We start from the raw sequence: 20945 nt of genomic DNA, 5'->3' as shown, positions 1-20945 counted from the left end.
CCGGAAAGCTAATACCTCCTTTCATCCATAATGGAGGTATTAGCAAAAGATTAAGTGCTTCAGATATTACTCTTCAATAATGTCGCCATCATCGGAAAGCGGTTCTTCAGAAACCCCCGATATAGTGTATAGGGTTTTCTTATTCTCTATCGCACTAAAAACAGTCAGAACAGATTCATTCTGTTCATTACTATGTCTATATAGAGAGAACTGGGTTTCAGGCAAACGGGGAAGCCCTTCACTCTCGCCTAAAATACGCAGATCAGCATTTTGCATTTCCAAAGGACGGGCAGTAATACCGACTTCGGCATTCACTGCCGTGCGAACAGCCGACAGAGAAGCAGCCTCATAAGCAATACGCCACGATATCCCGACCTCATCCAGCGTATCCAGCGCCAACTGGCGGAATGGGTTTGTTTCATCCATCACAACCAGCGGCACAGGCTCGTTTGTCTGTAGCTGAAAATCAGGGGCACAATGCCATAATACCGGTGTTGAGCGCAAAACAGTCCTGGGATGATGACTGATCTTTGCCGTTGTTAGCGCTAAATCGATCTCATGGCTATCCAGCATACTTTCAATAAATTGAGTTCGCTTTATACGAACATCTATTGCCATCCGCGGATAAACCGAAGCGATGCGATTTAACAAAAAAGGGAGCAGTGTATCCACAGTATCATCGGATGCACCGATTCTTAACTCACCTTCTGCATCGCTATAGGTTAATGATGCACTAGCATCATCATTAGCGCGCAGGATCTGTCTTGCATAGCCAAGAAGTTGAAGACCATGCTCTGTAAGAAGCTTATTACGGCCGTGGCGGGCAAACAACTCTCTGCCCACCAACTGCTCCAAACGCTGCATTTGCTGACTTACAGCCGATTGCGTTCTGCAGACTGCTGCTGCTGCTGCTGCAAACGTATTTAAATCAGCAACAGCAACAAAAGTTCTTAGCAGATCGAGATCGAGATTCATTATCGGACGATTTGCATTTATCATTGTTTATTCATCACTTTTTTTTGATTTTAATTACTAACTAACCTGGTGTTTTTACGTAAGCACTATCAAATTAAATAACATCGATTAGACAGTACTCTACTCTATTAAATAGGGCAAAGATTTACTGCTGTTTTTTTACCTATTGAACCCATAGTGGGTTTTATTTTCTCCTCTTTCTTAGCAAAAGTTACTCGGATTCCTAAATAGACTAAGGACAATCCCTATTTACAACACCCTATATGTGATTTCTAGTTTGGTTATTTTGTTTTCTGACTCACGTCAAAGAATAACATAAGTTATATCAGAAAAACTAAATATAAAGTAAAAATCTACAATATTACTAATGTTTGATAATCCTATTCAGATAAATTTACAACTAGTTTCCAGAAATGCTCAAAAATATTGTTCGATCTTTCTAAAATATATAGTTCTAAATTGCCAATTCAAGCCAAATCTTATACATAAGAATAAATTATACAAACACAATAGCTTTTATTGGCAAATTGAACTGTGCTCATTTTCCCCCCCACAACCACGCAACCATGCCGCTGTGACGTTAAAAATGCTTCATATCCACACTAAAAAATAAGAACAACTCAGATTATAAATCCAATAAAATGATAAATTTAAGAATTTAATACTGACATAATTTGCATAAAAAGATACTAAAATAACAACACCCCTACTAAAACAACCATTTTAACCAAATATATCAATGCATCTTCAAAACACCTGGAGGGAAGAGTACATTAAATGTCAGACGCTATATGCCAGGCGCCCCCTTTTTAGCAAGATTAAGGTAAGACTCTCTATGCTAGCAGTTAAAAAATCCAGCAAATTGGATAATGTTTGTTACGACATCCGCGGACCCGTACTCAAGGAAGCTAAACGCCTTGAAGAAGAAGGTAACAAAGTCCTCAAATTAAATATCGGTAATCCAGCCCCTTTTGGTTTTGAAGCACCCGATGAAATCCTGGTAGATGTTATCCGCAACTTACCAACAGCGCAGGGTTATTCAGATTCAAAAGGCCTGTATTCTGCACGTAAAGCGATCATGCAACATTATCAAGCCCGGAATATGCTGGATGTGAGTGTTGAAGATATTTATATCGGCAATGGCGTTTCTGAATTAATCGTTCAGGCAATGCAGGCATTACTGAATACCGGTGATGAAATGCTGGTTCCCGCCCCTGATTATCCTCTCTGGACAGCAGCGGTTTCACTCTCCAGCGGAAAAGCCGTACATTATATGTGTGATGAAGAGGCAGATTGGTTTCCTGACTTAGATGATATCCGTAACAAAATTACCCCTCGCACGCGCGGGATTGTGATTATTAACCCCAATAATCCAACGGGTGCTGTATATAGTAAGGCGCTGTTACTGGAAATTGTTGAAATAGCCCGTCAGCATAATTTGATTATTTTTGCTGATGAGATTTACGACAAAATCTTATATGACGATGCCGAGCATCATTCAATTGCCGCACTTGCCCCTGACTTGTTAACGGTAACATTTAACGGATTATCTAAAACATATCGGGTAGCTGGTTTTCGTCAGGGCTGGATGGTATTAAACGGTCCGAAAAAGCACGCCAAGAGCTATATTGAAGGTTTAGAGATGCTGGCATCAATGCGTTTATGTGCAAATGTGCCAATGCAACACGCTATTCAAACCGCATTAGGCGGTTACCAGAGTATCAGTGAATTCATTTTACCCGGTGGTCGTTTGTATGAACAACGCAACCAAGCATGGGAATTAATTAATCAAATCCCTGGCGTTTCCTGTGTGAAACCTAAGGGAGCTTTATATATGTTCCCGAAAATTGATGCGAAGCGTTTTAACGTCCATGATGACCAGAAGATGGTACTTGACCTCTTATTACAAGAGAAGGTCCTGCTCGTACAGGGAACGGCATTTAACTGGCCGCAACCCGATCATTTCCGCATCGTAACACTACCAAGGATTGATGAACTGGAGATGGCCATTCAGAAATTCGCCCGATTTATTGGCAAATATCATCAGTAAAAATAAGCACCATTCGATAAGCAGATATTACTGATAACAGACATTATTTATACATGAATTCTATCGGTGGAGAAGAAAACCTACTTTCTTCTCCACCGATAAATTAATCTGACCGATTTGTCTTCACTGGTGAACACATCACCTGTCAGCCAGAAATCCCTGGTAACCATTTCCATCACTTTCTTTATTGATGTCAAATGAGGACACTTTACAAAATAAGGTCAGTCAGTTTTCATTTTTTACCGGTAACACAGACTCGTTTTTTTATTTTCACCGGCGAGTTTATGGTGATTATATAAGGCATTGGCAGGATATAAAAGAATTAAACATCGCATTTATTAAACTTGATAAAGGAGATCGATTGAATAAATAATGAACTATTGTAAATTACATGAAACTTTTGTATGCGAATTGTATATAAAATGAAGTGGAAAAATAAATTTCTTTAAAAAAAAGAAACCCATTATGATTATAACATTGCCAGTTAATAGTAAATGTAAATTAAGAGAATGAATATGAGCCACTTTTTTGCCCACCTTTCCCGTCTGAAACTGATTAATCGTTGGCCTCTTATGCGCAATGTACGCACAGAAAATGTTTCTGAACACAGCCTGCAAGTGGCCTTTGTCGCACACGCTTTAGCGATTATTAAAAACCGCAAATTCAGTGGCAATGTGAATGCTGAACGCATTGCGTTACTGGCAATGTATCACGATGCCAGCGAAGTTATCACCGGGGATTTACCCACCCCTATCAAATATCACAACCCGCATATTGCACGGGAATATAAAAAGATAGAGAAAATCGCGCAGAAAAAATTACTGGAAATGCTACCAGCAGAGTTGCAAGAAGATTTTCGTCCGATATTGGATGACAGCCAGCATACAGAAGAAGAAATTTCTATTGTTAAACAAGCTGACGCCCTGTGCGCTTATCTCAAATGTCTGGAGGAGCTATCAGCAGGTAACAGTGAATTCAATCTGGCGAAAGCCCGGCTTGAAAAAACCCTGGCTGATCGCCACAGCCAAGAAATGGATTACTTTATGACCGTTTTTGTGCCGGGGTTTAACCTGTCGCTGGATGAGATTAGCCTCGATATCCCAAATTAAAATGGGAACAACCAAGGGATAACCAGCACACTAATCACCATCACTAAAACGGTAAACGGCACGCCCAAACGGACAAAATCAGAAAACTTATAACCACCCGGACCAAGAACCAGCGTATTCACCGGTGATGAAACCGGGGTCATAAATGCAGCAGAAGCGGCCACACCAATAATCATGGCGAATGGCATAGGCGATACGACCATTTCACGCGCCGCAGCAATGGCTATCGGTGCCATTAATACCGCCGTTGCCGTGTTGGAAATAAACAAACCGATTACCGCACAAAGTACAAACAAACATAACAGCATTACCCTCGGCCCCATATCACCCGCAATATCCATCAAACCGCGGACAATCAGATCAATCCCGCCGGTTTTCTGTAATGCCAGTGCAAACGGCATCATCCCAACAATAAGAATAATACTGGGCCAGTGAATAGAACGGTAAGCACTTTCCATATCAATACAGCGGAATTTCCCCATCAACAGGCAAGCTATCAACGCGGCAATCACATTGGGGACTTCATCGGTAAGCATCATAGCAACCATCAGCGCCAGACTAAAAAGTGCATGTGGAGCCTGAGATGTTGCCGGGGCCACTTCCTCAATCTCAATGGGCAAATTGAGAACAATAAAATCGCGCATTTTAGTTTGCAGGACGCGGATCAGTTTCCAGTCACCAATAACCAGTAAAATATCCCCAAGTTGCAGTGGTTCATCCACCAGTTTACCCAACAACGGTTCACCATCACGCCGAATACCGACAACATTTAAACCATAGCAGGTACGAAAATGCATTTCCCGCAGGGACTTACCCAATAAGTCTGATTCTGGGATCAGAGAAACTTCCGCCATACCCACATTACGGGATTGTTCAGAGAAATATTCCCCGCGCAGTACCATCGGCTCCAACCATTGTTCACTGCAAAATTGCCGCAGATCCACCTCACTGTCTGACATATCAATCAGCAAGACATCCCGTTCTCTCAATTCTGTATTGCCGACCGCGCTGACCATAACACGCCGGAAACGCCGCCAGCGCTCAATACCAACGACATTAGCCCCATAGCGGGCACGCAAATTTGATTCATCAAGAGAGAAGCCAATCAGCGGGGAACCTGGCCGGATTGCCAGGCGACGGGCACGACCTGATAATTTATAGTCGCGGATAAGGTCACGGAAAGTGCGGCGGTTCCATTTATCATCACCATGATCAGACTGGTTGCCAGCCAGCCAATGACGTGCAATCAGCATATAACCAATGCCAGCAAACAGAATCAAAACACCAATGGGGGTAATGGAGAAAAATTTGAAACCGGGCAACCCTTCCCGAATCAATTCACTGTTAACGACCATATTGGGTGGCGTCGCGACCAACGTCATCATGCCACTGATAAGCCCGGCAAAACTCAGTGGCATCATCAACCGCCCCGGCGAAATTTTCATTCTGGCCGCAACACTCAGCACCACCGGAATGAAAATCGCCACCACCCCCGTAGAACTCATAAAAGCACCAAGACCGGCAACTGTCATCATCAGTAACGCCAACATCTTGGTTTCACTGTTTCCGGCAACCCTTACCAGCCAGTCCCCCATTTGATAAGCGACACCGGTTCTTACCAATCCCTCACCGATAACAAACAAAGCTGCTATCAGTAAAACGTTAGGATCACTGAAGCCACTGGTTGCTTCACCTAGCGTTAACGTGCCGCTCATAACAAACGCGATAATCACCAATAACGCAACAATATCCATGCGAAGTTTATTGGTGGTAAAAAGAACAATAGCTATCAATAGCAGGGTTAGCACCCACAAGAGTTCGCTATTCAAAATGGCCTCTATCAACAAAAAAGAAGATATCGATGTCGAAAACGTGATTAGTAGACCATTTTATTAAGGGAAAATCTCTGGTTACGATCAACAACCTGTCTGTTTTTTGTCATGAATCCTAAATATCATCAAGAAACGACCGATCGAGTTGTTTAAACGCCCGTTTCAACAGCTCTGCGAGAGATTGATAAGTCGGCGTTTGTTGCACCGGCGCCATTGCGATACCGGCTTCGGCAAATTTATCACGGATCTCATGAAACCATTTCAGCAACGTCGTGGGCAAAGGTGTTGATGCCCGTTTCCCCAACCACCATAATCCTTGCATAGGTAAACTACACGCAAACAGCGCAGTCGCAACAGCCGGGCCCAGTTGACCACCCAGTGCAATTTGCCACGTCAGCGTAAAAATAGCCAACGGTGGCATAAACCGGATACCAAAACGGGTTGCTTTAATAATTCGGTTTTCAGGAAACATAGGCGCCAGTTGTTTCTCAATCGGCCAAGTCTTCATATATTGCTGTCCCAGTCGCATCTTTCTTATCCATCGGCTACTGGCAGGAGGCATTGTGCTCATCATGACCTCGATCAATTAAAAACATAATTTTTAAAAAAAGTCTGTAAGTGATAAAATATTTTTTGTAGGATTAAGTATATTTTGTCTTTACTGCTGGCTATCGGTATCCTACACCCACTTTTATACTGTCCATAGCAGTAAGGCAGCATATTTTACCTTTTTTATTGTATTTAGGCTCATTTTGTTAACAAATTACCCTATGACTTAACACCAGGTGGGTAAAAAAGGTTCTTAAAAAATGTAAACCTTATCATCATGCTCTTTACACCTTGCATGATGTTAATCATTTAACGTCATCACTATTATACGCTATGCTGATGCGTAATTGACGTTTTATTAATCACATGTCTTATCTGTAAGACTCTCAATGACAAACAAGATATAGGTATTTCCATGTCAAGTAAGCTGGTACTGGTTCTCAACTGCGGTAGCTCTTCTCTGAAATTTGCTATCATCGATCCTACTAACGGTGAAGAATATCTTTCTGGTCTAGCTGAGTGTTTTAACCTGCCTGAAGCCCGTATTAAGTGGAAAATGGATGGCGCAAAACATGAAGCCGCTTTAGGTGCTGGTGCAGCCCACAGTGAAGCATTGAACTTTATTGTTAATACTATTCTGGCCGAAAAACCAGAACTTTCTGCTCAAATCACCGCCATCGGTCACCGTATTGTTCACGGCGGTGAAAAGTTCACCTCTTCTGTCACCATCAATGATGACGTTATTCAGGGCATTAAAGATGCGGTTCCATTCGCCCCACTGCACAACCCTGCTCACCTGATTGGTATTGAAGAAGCGAAAAAAGGCTTCCCACATCTGGCGGACAAAAACGTTGCCGTTTTCGACACTGCTTTCCATCAGACCATGCCGGAAGAAGCTTACCTGTATGCACTGCCATACAACCTGTATAAAGAGCATGGTATCCGTCGCTATGGCGCACACGGAACCAGCCACTTCTTCGTTTCCCGTGAAACAGCAAAAATGCTGAACAAACCGGTTGAAGAGCTGAATGCTATCGTCTGTCATCTGGGTAATGGCGGTTCTATCTCCGCTATCGTTAATGGTCAGTGTGTTGACACTTCTATGGGATTAACACCACTGGAAGGTCTGGTCATGGGTACCCGCAGCGGTGATATCGATCCTGCTATCATTTTCCACCTACATGATGCTCTGGGCATGAGTGTTGAACAAATCAACAAACTGCTGACCAAAGAATCTGGTCTTCTGGGTCTGACAGGAGTTACCAGTGACTGCCGTTATATAGAAGATAACTACGAAACCAAAGCCGATGCCAAACGCGCTATGGATGTCTACTGCCACCGTCTGGCTAAATACGTTGGTTCATACTCTGCCCTGATGGAAGGCCGTCTGGATGCCATTATCTTTACCGGTGGTATCGGTGAAAACTCCTCACTGGTTCGTAAACTGGTACTGAAAAAACTGGCTCTGTTAGGTTTTGAATATGATCACGAACGCAATCTGGCAGCCCGTTTCGGTAAATCCGGTACTATTACGACTGACAACAGCCGTCCTGCTCTGGTGATCCCGACGAATGAAGAATTAGTCATCGCTCAAGACGCTGCACGCCTGACCGCGTAATACTTTGCACACCGCCAGCAACTGCTGGCGGTACTATTTTGACCAACGAGCAACCGTAAAGAGGTTTCCGTGTCCCGCACAATTATGTTGATCCCTACCAGCACCAGCGTCGGCCTGACCAGTGTGAGTTTGGGTGTTATCCGCTCAATGGAGCAGAAAGGCGTCAGCCTGAGTGTTTTCAAACCCATCGCCCAATCCCGTTGCTGTGGCGCACAAGATCAAACCACGGCAATCATCCGTTCTCATTCCAGCATTAAAACCGCTGAACCACTGGATATGGCCTATGTGGAGTCTTTACTGACCACGAATCAGAAAGATGTCCTGATGGAAAAGATCGTGGCCCTTTACCACGAAAACACCAAAGACGCAGAAGTTATCCTGATTGAAGGTCTGGTTCCAACCCGTAAACATCCGTTCTCCCAATCGCTGAACTATGAAATCGCCAAGACACTGAACGCTGAAATCGTGTTCGTACTGGCGTTGGGTAACGATTCCCAGGAGCAATTGAAAGAACGCGTTGAACTGGCTCGTGCTGAATTTGGCGGCAGCAAAAACCAGAATATTACCGGTGTTATTATTAACAAACTGAATGCGCCGGTTGATGATCAAGGCCGTACCCGTCCTGATCTGTCAGAGATCTTTGACGAATCCTCAAAAGCCATCGTCGCTAACATCGATCCAAACAAGCTGGCTAAAAATAGCCCATTGCCAATCCTTGGCTGCATTCCGTGGAATTTTGATCTGATTGCAACGCGTGCAATCGATATGGCAAAACACTTGAATGCCCGCATTATCAACGAGGGCGCAATTAAAACCCGCCGGGTGAAATCCGTGACCTTCTGTGCACGCAGCATTCCACATATGCTGGAGCACTTCCGTCCGGGATCCCTGCTGGTGACTTCTGCTGATCGTCCAGATGTTCTGGTTTCAGCTTGTCTGGCGGCTATGAATGGCGTTGAAATCGGTGCAATTCTGCTAACCGGCGGCTATGCCATTGATGAACCTATTAAGCAACTGTGTGAACGTGCTTTCGGCACTGGTCTGCCCGTCTTTATGGTTGATACCAACACCTGGCAGACTTCCCTGAACCTGCAAAGTTTCAGCCTGGAAGTACCGGCAGATGACCATGAACGTATCGAAAAACTGCAAAACTATGTCGCACACCACATCAATAAGGAGTGGATCGATTCGCTGACAGCGAACTCTGAACGTCCACACCGCCTGTCGCCACCGGCATTCCGCTATCAACTCACTGAGCTGGCACGCAAGGCAGGTAAGCGGATTGTTCTGCCTGAAGGTGATGAACCTCGTACAGTGAAAGCGGCATCTATCTGTGCTGACCGGGGTATTGCGCGCTGTGTGCTGCTGGGCGATCCAGAAGAGATCCGCCGTGTTGCAGCTGCTCAGGGAGTCGAATTGGGTACTGGTATTGAAATTGTTGATCCGGTTGCTGTACGTGAGCGCTATGTCCCACGTCTGGTTGAACTGCGTAAAAACAAAGGCATGACCGAAGTCGTCGCACGCGAACAACTGGAAGACAACGTTGTTCTGGGTACATTGATGCTGGAACAGGGCGAAGTTGACGGCTTGGTTTCCGGCGCGGTACACACCACAGCAAACACGATCCGTCCACCATTGCAGTTAATCAAAACTGCACCGGGTAGCTCACTGGTATCATCCGTATTCTTTATGCTGCTGCCAGAACAAGTTCTGGTTTACGGTGACTGTGCGATCAACCCAGATCCGACAGCTGAACAACTGTCTGAAATCGCTATTCAATCGGCGGATTCGGCTAAAGCATTTGGTATCGAGCCTCGCGTTGCTATGATCTCCTACTCTACCGGTAACTCCGGTGCAGGCAGTGATGTTGAGAAAGTTCGTGAAGCAACCCGTCTGGCGCAAGAAAAACGCCCAGACCTGATCATTGATGGCCCACTGCAATATGACGCCGCTATCATGGCAGATGTGGCGAAATCCAAAGCACCAAATTCACCGGTAGCCGGTCAAGCTACCGTGTTCATCTTCCCTGATCTGAACACCGGTAACACCACTTATAAAGCGGTACAACGTTCCGCGGATCTGGTTTCTATCGGGCCAATGCTGCAAGGTATGCGTAAACCGGTTAACGATTTGTCCCGTGGCGCTTTGGTAGACGATATTGTTTACACTGTTGCACTGACGGCGATTCAATCGGCACAGGGAGAAGCGTAACCGTTTCTTATCCATAGCTGATTAATGACTGATAAAGGCTGAATCCTGTGTTTCACTGGGTTCGGCCTTTTTATTGTTCCATCACACCCTTTAAAGGATGGGGCTTTACGGCACATCCGGGTAATTCTATAGCGCAAAGTAAAGTGAGATAAAAATTTGCAAGCAGACCAAATAAAAACTATATTTAGACCAATCAGCCAACTTAATCACATCATGGACGGTAGTGACAAGCACTGACACACCAGACTTGAGGAAGCATACTATTAATTACAAAAATGATTAGAAGGTCACAATGAGAATTGAAACGATCAGCTTTATAAAAAAGAACGCCTCTGCTCTTGAATTATCTGAACCAATTCTGGTCACACAAAATGGTGTACCAGCCTATGTTATTGAATCATTTGAAGAAAGAAAACAACGAGATCAATCAATAGCTTTGCTTAAATTACTCACTCTTTCTGAGAAAGATAAAGAACAAGGGCGAACCTATACCAGTGATCAGTTATTAGCAAATATATGAGCTGTTAATAACCGGAGAGCTAAATGCCATCAAAAATGTCAGATAATGTTACCGTCCAATATACAGAAACAGCTAAAACCAGCGTAAAAGTTATTTCAGGATTTTTGCGCAGTAAGGAAATAGACCCAAGGCCAATAATTAAAAAACTCGTGCAGGAATTTGAAAATAAAGTTTGCTCTTTCCCTGAGGGGTCACCTATTTCTGCCGAACTCATGAAACTAGGTTGCAGCAAATACCGTGAATGCAATACATCAGGTGGATACCGAATTATTTACTCAATAGATAATGGTAATCAGATCTCAGCACATGTCATCATGGCCCAGAAGCAGGACATTCAGCATTTGTTGTTCACCCGTTTGATTGAAATCTAATTATGTTTGCCAAGTAAAAACATAAGTTACTACAGAAAATTAAGCTACAGAACAATTTAATTGTGCCGCAAATATGCGGCACTTCATATTTACATTTACATTTATCTGCACAAATTTATGGTTAACGATTACATAGCTGCAGAACAAATGTTAAAATTATTTTTTTGGATCTTTTGGCAATAGTACATAATAAACTTCGGCTTGTATTTTCCCTTTTGATAACCATTTGTTAAATACATTTCCTATTCCAAGTCTCTTATATTCCTCATCACAATTTTTCGATGTTCCTTTATCACCAAGTCCGTACGATGATTCTCCAGCTTCAGTTTTACCTTCACAGCCATGTTTACCGTTAAAATCATTATACAGCCAGCCGGGTTTTTCAGTATTAAATCTTATAGTAATTTTTGGTTTTATTCTGTCCTTAGATTTACCCGGAGAAGGTTTCGGATAAATTTTCGCATAAGTAAATTGAGGTGTAATTCCACAATAGCTTTTTTCTTCTGTAACACAAACGACTCTTTCATAATTATTATTCTTCTTGTCATCCAATGATATATATTCGTATTTATCCATTCCCCTATACCAATACTTCGCATCTTTCATACAAGAATCTTCAGGATCCTGGGAATCTTTAACTTTCTTTAATTCAATATCATTTCTCTTTTCAAAGTCATTTTTATTCACTGTAAGTTTGCAATTCTCATACATAGACATCACTTTGGTCTTTTCCAATCCATTTTTAATTATTGCGTCTTTTACCTGATTCCTAATTACCTCCGGATCTTTTATACATGCCATGCTAAAACTACTCATAGCGAGTAAAAAAGGGGAAATTAGGAAAATTTTTTTATTCAAATGCATATTTATCTCCTTGCTTGATTTAATTTCTTTATTTAATCTAAAATGTAATTTTATAAACTTCATCTTTATAATTAACAAACACATATAAACTTCATAAGAATATAATTACCTAATACATAACATTGTTATAAAATAAAGATAGATTATTAAATCAAAAAACACAAATTACAGAACAATTAAATTAAAAAAATTTATTTAAATATATGAGAGATAAGACAGGGAAAATTTAAAAACAACATAATTTCAATAAGATATAAAACAAATTATTTATCAATATTTACATGTTATCTATAATGACGTAATAACTACTAATTTTTTATATCATAAAAATATAAAGAACTTCATAAGATTGCAATTATAGCAGGTCATAAACTTGCCGGTTTCGCATAGTAAACTCAATAATATTAATCACATAGCTTAATATCTTTTACATAAGTATTAGGGGTCATCCAGGATATTCTTTCACATACCAAATAATTATCACTTTTTAATTTATAATTCACGTATAAAGATGTTGGAAAACTTAGAAAAATTGAAGTAATAGCAATAAACCCAAAATAATTAATAAAACTATCATGATGTTTTGGGCAACGGTTCGTTATATTAAAAAAATAACAAAAATCATAAGATATAAAAGCAAAGGAAAAGAAAAAAATATCATAAAAACACTACTTGAAAATGTTATTTTCTCATCCATTTTAACTAAAGAAATTAAATTTTCTCCGGTCAAAAAGAAACCTGATAACGCTAAAAGAAAAATAGCAAAAGCGCCGATGATATGTATAACTTTTTTTCTACTTCCCATAACGCCCCCAGTTATAAAGAAATTGATTGAAATTAGCTTCTGGTGCTTTTAGTTTTCTCTCCATTTCTTTTTTGAGTAAGTTAATTACAGTTTCACTAACTTTAAATTTCTTATCTATAATATCAAGTGTATATACCGTTAAAACTCCCACAAGAAGCATAGCACCAGCCACAACAATTACGCTAGCACCTGTCACAAACAAAGCTGAAAGAAAAACCCCCGTAGCCCAGGAAACAAAGGCTGCTACTGCAGCCTTAGCCAGATCTACAGCAATATTACCTAAAAAATCAGCCAGTGTGTATTCATCCTTAAATATAAGTTCAATAGTTCTATAAGCTGTGGAAAATAATATACCGAATTTTAATCCTTTAACTATGCCACTATTTATTCCCTGCTACCCAATCCCCATAGATATCATCTTCATGTTAGAAGCGCCGTATCGTGAAGCAGTAATAATTTTCCTGAATCGCGCATAACCTGATATTTTAATATATTTCTCCCCATTTTTACCAACATACTCTGTCGCTTTAATCCCTAATCTCTTAAATTCTCTCACTACATTTGTAAAATCAAAAGCATCACGTATATTACCTGCATAGGGTGATATTGGATCTGCAACCGAGAACACACGCTTCATAAATGGACTTTTTGGTTTTGGAGAATCAATATCCTCTAAAACACTTTTTGCCTCTTCCAATGATAGCAATGCAATATACATTGCATTCTCTCTTAACTGCTTTTCAAGACCAATAGCATCAAAGAACTCATGCTGGGGTTTTAATTGATTAGCCCCAACATGACCTCTTAGGAAATCTCCCATATAACCTTCCCAAGAGGAGTGGTATTTTTTATATGTCATCGTGAAACCTCCTTCAATATTCACTAACGTATCACCGAGTTGTTGTAGTAACTATTCTCTATCACCCATACAGCTAAACTCATTAAAAATTAAAGCATAACTCAATCGCATAAAAAACAGCCACATCAATTATACAATAGCAAAGTGTTAAACAAGGGACAAGACAAAACCCCGATCGCCAAATCTTATTTAACCTGACGAGGCTGGAATGGATACGTAAATATAGAAATGATAAATATAAAACGATCATAAATATTTTAAATGCCATCTTCACAAACACCTATTGCAAACAAAGCCACTTCTTCGAATAAGTAAGTAAAGGGTAGATTCACATAATAATTTAAAACACTATTCCACTATAAAACTGATTATGCCATTAATATAAGATTATTTCGTTAGCCTCTCTCATTATTACCCACCTTTAAATAAAGATAGATGACACAATCAGAAAAAACAAATTCAAGAATGACCAAGTTAAAAAAAACTTATTGAAATATTAAAAAACAAGATAACAATAAGATAAAAAAAGAATAATTTCAATAATATGCAAAACCAACCATCGCAAATTATCATAATATTATACACACAATAGAATAATCATTATTTTTTATTCCATAATAATCTAAATACTCGTTCTACAGTTATTTTTATAACAAAACCATTTTGATAATAAAGTCCAATAACTATTTATATCTTTTGTAAAATAGCTTTCAATAGAAAATGCAATCTTACTTTAAAAATAACGGGTGACTCCTCGAACATTGTTCTTCCTGCGCCTCATTTTTCTTCTTTATGCGCCACAAAATACTTAACGCAATAAACCATAAAGGGGTGCCACAGAGCGCAACCAATGTATCCGGATCAAAAACCATAACGACGATGGTCAGGGCGAAAAAAACCAGCGTTACCCAGGTCATCAGCACCCCCAGAGGCATCTTAAATATTGAACGCTTATGCAGATCAGGATGATGTTTACGATAAGCTAAATAAGCAATCAATATCATACACCAGCTATAAATAACCATAATAGAGGCAACTGTTGATACAATAGTAAATAATCTCATGACATTTGGCATGATAAATAAAAGTGACGTACCAACTATCATACAGAAGCAGGAAAATATCAGGCTATGTACAGGAATCGCTGTATTACGGGAAAGAATTTTAAATTTCCGGTGTGCATTTCTTTCAGTTGACAAACCATAAAGCATGCGCGTACAGGCGTATAACCCACTATTAGCAGAGGACATTGCCGACGTTAATGCGACAAAATTAATAATGGCTGCCGCGGCAGGCAAACCAGCCAAAGCAAATAAAGTCACAAAAGGACTGATTTCAGATGAAATCCTTCCCCAGGAAGTCACCGCAATGATGCTTAACATAGAGAAAATATAGAATATAATAATTCTTATCGGAATATTTTTGATCGCTTTCGGCAATATCTTTTCCGGATCTTTTGTTTCCGCTGTCATGGTACCCACCAGCTCAACACCAGTAAAAGAAAAAATCGCTATCTGGAAACCAGCAAAAAAACCAAAAATACCATTCGGCAGAAATACTGATGGATCAGTCAAATTATTAATAGATGCGGTCATACCATCCGGTGATTGCCAACCTATCATCACCATACCGATACCAACAATAATCAACGCTAAAATAGCAATCACCTTAATAATGGCGAACCAAAATTCAGCTTCGCCAAATAACCGCACAGAAAGAAGATTGCAAATACAAAGTAAACCCAGAGTTAAAAACGCAGGCACCCAAAGAGAAACACCGGGAAACCAATATTGAATGTATCCGCCACAAACCACTACATCAGCAATACAGGATACAATCCAACTCATCCAGTAAGTCCAGCCGAGAAAAAAACTTGCTTTCGTCCCTAAATAATCAGACACGAAATCAGCAAAAGAGCGATAATTCAATTTAGTGAGAAGTAATTCTCCCATCGCCCGCATCACCATATAGACAAAAAAACCCACAATGGCATAGGTAATAATGATCGATGTACCGGATACAGCAATGGTTTTTCCTGAGCCCATAAATAAGCCGGTGCCAATGGCACCGCCAATGGAAATTAATTGAATATGACGTGCACTTAACCCTCGATGAAGTTCTCGCGAATCAGTAAACTTTTCTGCCAAAATATTTTGTTGATTTTTATTATTTTTTATCATGATAATACCTATCCGTCATTAAAGCGAAGAAACAGATCGCTGAATCTTTCTGAATAAGAAGTTGCCACTGCTTCAGGAAGAAAATGGAGTTATGTTTTATTTAATTATTTTTTTCATTTAAGGCAAGTAACAATCCCGCCCGTAATCCATTAGCGACCTCAGCATTAGGAAATAAAATAAATTTTGCCGGGAATTTAATTTTCCAATGGCGATCATACTGGCTGGCGATGTCAAATCCCTCTGGTAATTCAGTGAAATTCATGGTGTCTGCGGGAATATGAAGCCGGAAACTTTCATCGCTCTTAATAATAGAATCAATTACCTGGTAATGTTTCAGCTCAGGTTTAACTCGTGCGGCTATTTGCGATGAAGAGATTAAGCCATAAAGAGAATCGGTAATTTTCTGGAACCTGTTTAAATCATTTCCACCAAAAGGCATTACCTTACCTATTTCCATCGTGCAGCTATCCGCCCCAAACTTTTCATGCAGAAAATGGCTGAAAGTCCCTCCTTTTGTACGGTGATAAACCAGTGCATCAATATCGCTGTCATTCAACCATTGCATAAATTCGGCAGAAAATGGATAGCTTTGAGCAGGCAGCAACGCAAATTGTTCATGGTGAGAAGCGCGTATAGCGGTATGCAGATCAATATGCCAGCGAATATTTGCAGAAGATACTGAAGATTCAGCAAAAAAGCGACTGACAACATTTTCAAGTTCCGCCGCACGTGAATACTCATTTCCCAGAGGAAAATCCAGATAACGGCCACCAAACATGCGGTTCAAATCATTATGCAAATAACGTCGATTCGCCCGCATAGCCGGCAAGTTACCAAAGATAATCAGCAGGTTATTTTTTAGCGGCAACGTGCCATCTGCCAACTGTGCCAGTAACTGAATCAGTATTTCAATGGGTGCGGTTTCATTACCGTGAATACCGGCAGAAATAACCAAGGACCGGCTTTTTCCTTCATGGGAAGCATGGGGAATAAGTTGCAATACACCTTCTGCCAGCCAGTTAGCATTAATTGTTTCTGGAAACGTCAGGTGATCGGTAAGTTTCTTTTCAAACAATAAAGTTAACAGATCCATATCCACTCCAATTTAGCGTTGAAATTCATAGATCGACCCTAAACTCAGGATCTGCGTAAGCTCATCCAGAGCGGTATAAACTTCACGAAGTAATTGGGGATCAACCAGATCGCCAGCACATAACTCATCACGATAGTGTTGTTCTATCCATTGAGTCAGGCCCTCATAAAGCCGGGGATTCATTATTGTCGCAGGATTGACCGCGCTAAATTCAGCGTCATTCAGCACAACCCTCAGACGTAAACACGCCGGGCCGCCGCCATTACACATACTTTCCCGCAGATCAAAAACGCATACTTCATTAATGGGTGATGACGTTTGCACGGTCAGTGACTGTAAATAGGCCCAGACTGTCGCACTCTGGCGGCACTCTTCAGGCACAACAATCATCATTTTTCCATCTGCTTTACTCAGCAATTGACTATTAAAGAGGTAAGAATCAACCGCGTCTTTGATACTGACCTGCTCTGAAGAGACTTCAATTGGGACAAAATCATGTCCCAACACCGCCATTTTCTCTTTAATTTCAGCCAAAGCCTGATCCTGATTCAGATAAGCATGCTGATGATGAAAAAGGACATTTCGGTTGCTTACCGCAATCACATCATTATGGAAAACACCGCTGTCAATGGCGACCGGATTTTGTTGCACAAAAACGGTTTGCGCCGAATTAAGCTGATGCAACCGGGCAATGGCTTCGCTTGCTTCCAGTGTTTGCCGTGCGGGATAGCGCTGGGGCACCGGGCTGCCACGAAACGCGCTACGGCCATAGACAAACACCTGTACGCCTGGCCTATCATATTCACCGCTGAGGCGATTATGGTTTGCCGCCCCTTCATCACCGAAATTCTCATGCTGCACAAGCGCCTGATGATGGACAAAATGGTTTTGATTAGCAAAAGTAGCTTTTAACGCGGCTGTCGTCGTTTCTGCTTCCAACGAACGGTGCAGTTTGTTATTTAAATTTGCCACGGTGAAATGTACCCGTTGGTCAGCACTATCCGCCGAAGGTGACACCGTTGCCGCGTTTGCTGTCCACATTGATGAAGCAGAACTCAGTTTTGATAATAACACTGGAGAATATTTAGCTGCTTTATCAAGTATTTGCTCATCACTGCCTGCAAAACCTAAATTACGTAAGGCTGGAATATTGGGACGTTGTTGCGGTGGCAAGACCCCCTGAACAAACCCCGCATCGGCCAACGCTTTCATTTTCATCAGCCCTTGCAGCGCAGCTTTGCGTGGGTTAGACACCCGGTCCCGGTTATGTATAGACGCTTTATTGCCGACTGAAAGCCCTGCGTAGTGATGAGTCAGACCAACTAAGCCATCAAAATTTGCTTCAAAACCGGACATAGATACCTCTGGAAAAATTGTATAAGTTAATCAGGGAAATGGATCCCCGGCGCAAGCGTTTCAGGTAAAGCGAGTTTGTCAGTCACCAAAGATGCCATAGGCCAGGCGCAGTAATCAGCAGCATAATAAGCGCTGGGGCGGAAGTTTCCCGAAGCGCCAATGCCACCAAAAGGCGCTTTACTGGAAGCCCCTGTCAACGGCTTATTCCAGTTCACAATTCCGGCTCTCGCATCTTCCGACAAGCGTTGGAACAACGAAGCATCCGGCGAAATCAAACCCGTGGCCAATCCGAACCGGGTGTTATTCGCTACTGCCAGCGCTTCATCAAATGTGTCATAACGCATAAGCGTGAGTAGCGGGCCAAAATACTCTTCATCAGGCACATCAGCCACCTGGCTAACATCAATAATCCCGGGTGTCAGCAACGTTGATTGAGGATCGCGTTGTTCCAGCGAAACCAGCGAGATCCCACCGAGTTTTTGCAACCGATCTTGCGCTTCCAACAGATTCTGAACCGCCTGTAGAGAAATGACGCCCCCCATAAAAGGCTGGGGTTGTGCATCCCAATGGGCTGGAACAATCTGTTCAGTCACCTCCACCAAACGCTTAATCACCGCATCCCCGAGTACGCCATTTTTTACCAGTAATCTGCGGGCACAAGTGCAACGTTGACCAGCGGAGATAAATGCTGACTGCACAATAGTGTAAACCGCAGCATTAATATCCTCGCAAGCATCCACGATCAGTGCATTGTTTCCGCCCATTTCAAGCGCCAGCATTTTCTCTGGCTGACCGCCAAACATGCGGTGAAAGTGAAAGCCAGTATTGGCGCTCCCGGTAAATAACACACCATCAATCTGCTTATCTTCCAGCAGCGCCGTACCCGTATTACGCGCTCCTTGAACCAAATTAAGCACACCGGCAGATAAACCCGCTTTTTCCCACAGTTTTACGGTTTCTTCCGCGGTTATCGGTGTCAGTTCACTCGGTTTAAATACCAACGTATTGCCTGCAATAAGCGCAGGGATAATATGACCATTCGGTAAATGACCAGGAAAATTATACGGACCAAAAACCGCCATCACACCATGAGGACGATGACGCAGTAAGGCCCGACCATCTGGCATAATGATTTCCGACTCTCCGGTGCGCTGTTCCCATGCTTCGATAGAAATCGCCGCCTTACCTATCATGGATTGTATTTCAGTGCGAGCTTCCCATAATGGCTTGCTGGTTTCCTGACTGATAACACGCGCCAAAGGCTCTTTCTCGTCATTTAGCAAAGAGGCAAACTTCTGGATAATCTTAATTCGCTCGCTAACTGGCAAATGTGACCACGAATAAAACGCTTCACGGGCAGACTGGCAAGCAGCTCTAACTTGAGAAGGATCAGCGCTGTTAGCTTGCCACAGCATTTTCTGATCTATTGGGGCGAATTTAGTCATCAACTCACCCTGCCCCTCAACCCATTCGCCCCCAATGTAATGTACTTTATGATTCATATCTTAATGTTCCCTTGGAAAAAGAGTGACGAGTCGCACCTGATTTCCGTCATTGATTTGGAGTGCATCCATTTCCGCTGATGTTAAAAAAATCTCATCACTGCCATACGCAACATTCAGTAACAGCGCACGAAAATCACTAAAGCGCTGATTAGCAATGATGCAGGGTACCCCATCGGTTCTGGCAACTGACTTAACCCGACTGACAGGAACAAGCCTGCTCTCTTTTACTGCACGTATCCGGTCGATCTCGGCCTGTAGTAAAGCGCCTGCATCAAAAATATCGATATGGCCTTCATAGGCCAGACCTTCTTTTTCGAGGATCGTACGGGCCGGGACCGTTTTCTCATGAACTTGCCCTATTACCCGCTGTGCCTCAGCGGGTAATAGGGATATATAAACAGGATGAAGGGGCATCAATTCGGCAATGAAGGTTTTCGATCCAATACCGGTTAAATAATCTGCCTGGGAAAAAGGAATACCAAAAAAGTGCTGTCCCAGCGCATTCCAAAAAGGTGAATTTCCTTTTTCATCTGCGACACCACGCATTTCAGCGAATATTATTTTAGAAAATAGATCCCTGAATGCCGCAATAAAAAGGAAACGCGCTTTAGAAAGAAACGTGCCGTTTTTCCCTTTATGATATTCCGGATCCAAGAACAAGGTACATAATTCACTGTTACCGGTCTGATCTTGTTCCAGAGATAAGGCTTCAATAACTTTATAAATTCCCAACTCACGTGACGAACGAATGGTTCTTTGTACACGAAAATTATAAAACGGCTCCTCCAGTCCTACTGCCGCTTCTATGGCGCTGACTCCCACGACACGATTCTCGCTGGTATCTTCCAGCACAAAAAGGAATCCCTGCTGGGCCCTGGTCAGTTTTCCATCGAAAGTATCCACGCTACGTGAAATACGTGAACGTAATTGCTCCAGGTTATTTGGCAAAGATGTCAGACCTATACCAGCGCGTTCAGATAAGGACTGAATACCATTTAAGTCACTATGCCGGACAGTTCGGAAAAGCATCATAACGTCACCTTCAACT

At 41.9% G+C, this 20945-nt stretch carries 17 protein-coding genes and 1 pseudogene; 6 read left to right on the top strand and 12 right to left on the bottom strand.

The annotated features are described in order from the left end of the window. Positions 1 to 66 precede the first annotated feature (66 nt). Positions 67 to 999 carry a transcriptional regulator HexA gene (gene hexA, locus C5470_RS12655; protein WP_166289565.1) on the bottom strand — a complete coding sequence of 311 codons (933 nt, stop codon included), beginning with the start codon at positions 997 to 999 and terminating at the stop codon, positions 67 to 69. Positions 1000 to 1810: 811 nt separating this feature from the next. On the opposite strand from hexA, the gene C5470_RS12650 reads away from it, so the two are divergent. Both C5470_RS12650 and yfbR read left to right on the top strand, forming a co-directional pair. After that, entirely contained in the window at positions 1811 to 3025 is a 1215-nt protein-coding gene (locus tag C5470_RS12650) for a pyridoxal phosphate-dependent aminotransferase (RefSeq protein WP_166289562.1), read from the top strand. A 509-nt stretch (positions 3026 to 3534) separates the two neighbouring features. Beyond that, the gene (gene yfbR / locus C5470_RS12645; protein ID WP_166289559.1) at positions 3535 to 4134 is read left to right on the top strand and encodes a 5'-deoxynucleotidase; all 600 of its coding nucleotides are present in this window, start codon (positions 3535 to 3537) and stop codon (positions 4132 to 4134) included. On the opposite strand, the gene C5470_RS12640 is transcribed toward yfbR, so the two are convergent. Both C5470_RS12640 and yfbV read right to left on the bottom strand, forming a co-directional pair. Then, complete coding sequence (locus C5470_RS12640) at positions 4131 to 5963, bottom strand: SLC13 family permease (RefSeq protein ID WP_166289556.1); 1833 nt, start codon at positions 5961 to 5963, stop codon at positions 4131 to 4133. The two genes, yfbR and C5470_RS12640, sit on opposite strands and share 4 nt — an antisense overlap. Positions 5964 to 6081: 118 nt before the next feature. Then, a complete protein-coding gene (gene yfbV, locus C5470_RS12635) occupies positions 6082 to 6537 on the bottom strand; it encodes a terminus macrodomain insulation protein YfbV (RefSeq protein ID WP_166289690.1) in 456 nt (151 codons plus the stop codon). 393 nt (positions 6538 to 6930) lie between these two features. Here yfbV and ackA point away from each other — a divergent pair, with 393 nt between their 5' ends. The 4 genes from ackA (at position 6931) to C5470_RS12615 (ending at position 11235) form a co-directional block, all read left to right on the top strand. Next, on the top strand, positions 6931 to 8133 hold the full coding sequence (gene ackA, locus C5470_RS12630; RefSeq protein ID WP_166289553.1) for an acetate kinase: 1203 nt from the start codon (positions 6931 to 6933) through the stop codon (positions 8131 to 8133). Positions 8134 to 8217: 84 nt separating this feature from the next. Then, positions 8218 to 10344 (top strand): phosphate acetyltransferase, encoded by a 2127-nt coding sequence (gene pta / locus C5470_RS12625; RefSeq protein ID WP_207626986.1) that lies wholly within the window; start codon positions 8218 to 8220, stop codon positions 10342 to 10344. A 292-nt stretch (positions 10345 to 10636) separates the two neighbouring features. Beyond that, on the top strand, positions 10637 to 10864 hold the full coding sequence (locus tag C5470_RS12620) for a type II toxin-antitoxin system Phd/YefM family antitoxin (RefSeq protein ID WP_166289547.1): 228 nt from the start codon (positions 10637 to 10639) through the stop codon (positions 10862 to 10864). A 23-nt stretch (positions 10865 to 10887) separates the two neighbouring features. Next, a complete protein-coding gene (locus C5470_RS12615) occupies positions 10888 to 11235 on the top strand; it encodes a type II toxin-antitoxin system RelE family toxin (RefSeq protein WP_242687972.1) in 348 nt (115 codons plus the stop codon). Between the two features lie 156 nt (positions 11236 to 11391). Here the strand turns inward: C5470_RS12615 and C5470_RS12610 are convergent, their stop codons facing one another. The 9 genes and pseudogenes from C5470_RS12610 to astA all read right to left on the bottom strand — a co-directional run bounded on the left by C5470_RS12610 (position 11392) and on the right by astA (position 20929). Continuing rightward, the gene (locus tag C5470_RS12610) at positions 11392 to 12099 is read right to left on the bottom strand and encodes a hypothetical protein (RefSeq protein ID WP_166289545.1); all 708 of its coding nucleotides are present in this window, start codon (positions 12097 to 12099) and stop codon (positions 11392 to 11394) included. A gap of 404 nt (positions 12100 to 12503) precedes the next feature. Then, a pseudogene (locus C5470_RS12605) lies at positions 12504 to 12904 on the bottom strand (DUF1240 domain-containing protein). Next, entirely contained in the window at positions 12894 to 13106 is a 213-nt protein-coding gene (locus C5470_RS23680) for a hypothetical protein (RefSeq protein WP_422631074.1), read from the bottom strand. The pseudogene C5470_RS12605 and the gene C5470_RS23680 overlap by 11 nt, the downstream one beginning before the upstream one ends. Positions 13107 to 13298: 192 nt before the next feature. Then, positions 13299 to 13763 (bottom strand): hypothetical protein, encoded by a 465-nt coding sequence (locus tag C5470_RS23675; protein ID WP_422631073.1) that lies wholly within the window; start codon positions 13761 to 13763, stop codon positions 13299 to 13301. Between the two features lie 728 nt (positions 13764 to 14491). Then, positions 14492 to 15943, bottom strand: coding sequence for an amino acid permease (locus tag C5470_RS12595; protein WP_166289542.1), 1452 nt, complete (start codon positions 15941 to 15943; stop codon positions 14492 to 14494). 100 nt (positions 15944 to 16043) lie between these two features. Then, positions 16044 to 17036 (bottom strand): succinylglutamate desuccinylase, encoded by a 993-nt coding sequence (gene astE, locus C5470_RS12590; RefSeq protein ID WP_166289539.1) that lies wholly within the window; start codon positions 17034 to 17036, stop codon positions 16044 to 16046. 12 nt (positions 17037 to 17048) lie between these two features. Beyond that, positions 17049 to 18392, bottom strand: a complete 1344-nt coding sequence (astB, locus tag C5470_RS12585) for an N-succinylarginine dihydrolase (protein WP_166289536.1) — start codon at positions 18390 to 18392, stop codon at positions 17049 to 17051. Positions 18393 to 18418: 26 nt separating this feature from the next. Next, a complete protein-coding gene (gene astD / locus C5470_RS12580; protein WP_166289533.1) occupies positions 18419 to 19894 on the bottom strand; it encodes a succinylglutamate-semialdehyde dehydrogenase in 1476 nt (491 codons plus the stop codon). Between the two features lie 3 nt (positions 19895 to 19897). Next, positions 19898 to 20929: an arginine N-succinyltransferase gene (astA, locus tag C5470_RS12575; protein ID WP_166289530.1), complete on the bottom strand. Its 1032-nt coding sequence runs from the start codon at positions 20927 to 20929 to the stop codon at positions 19898 to 19900. Between the last annotated feature and the right edge of the window lie 16 nt (positions 20930 to 20945).

Origin of the sequence: Photorhabdus stackebrandtii, from assembly GCF_011189495.1 — a bacterium.
Lineage (GTDB): Bacteria > Pseudomonadota > Gammaproteobacteria > Enterobacterales > Enterobacteriaceae > Photorhabdus > Photorhabdus khanii.
Note: the sequence above shows the minus strand (reverse complement) of the source record. Positions and strands in the feature narration are given on the sequence as shown.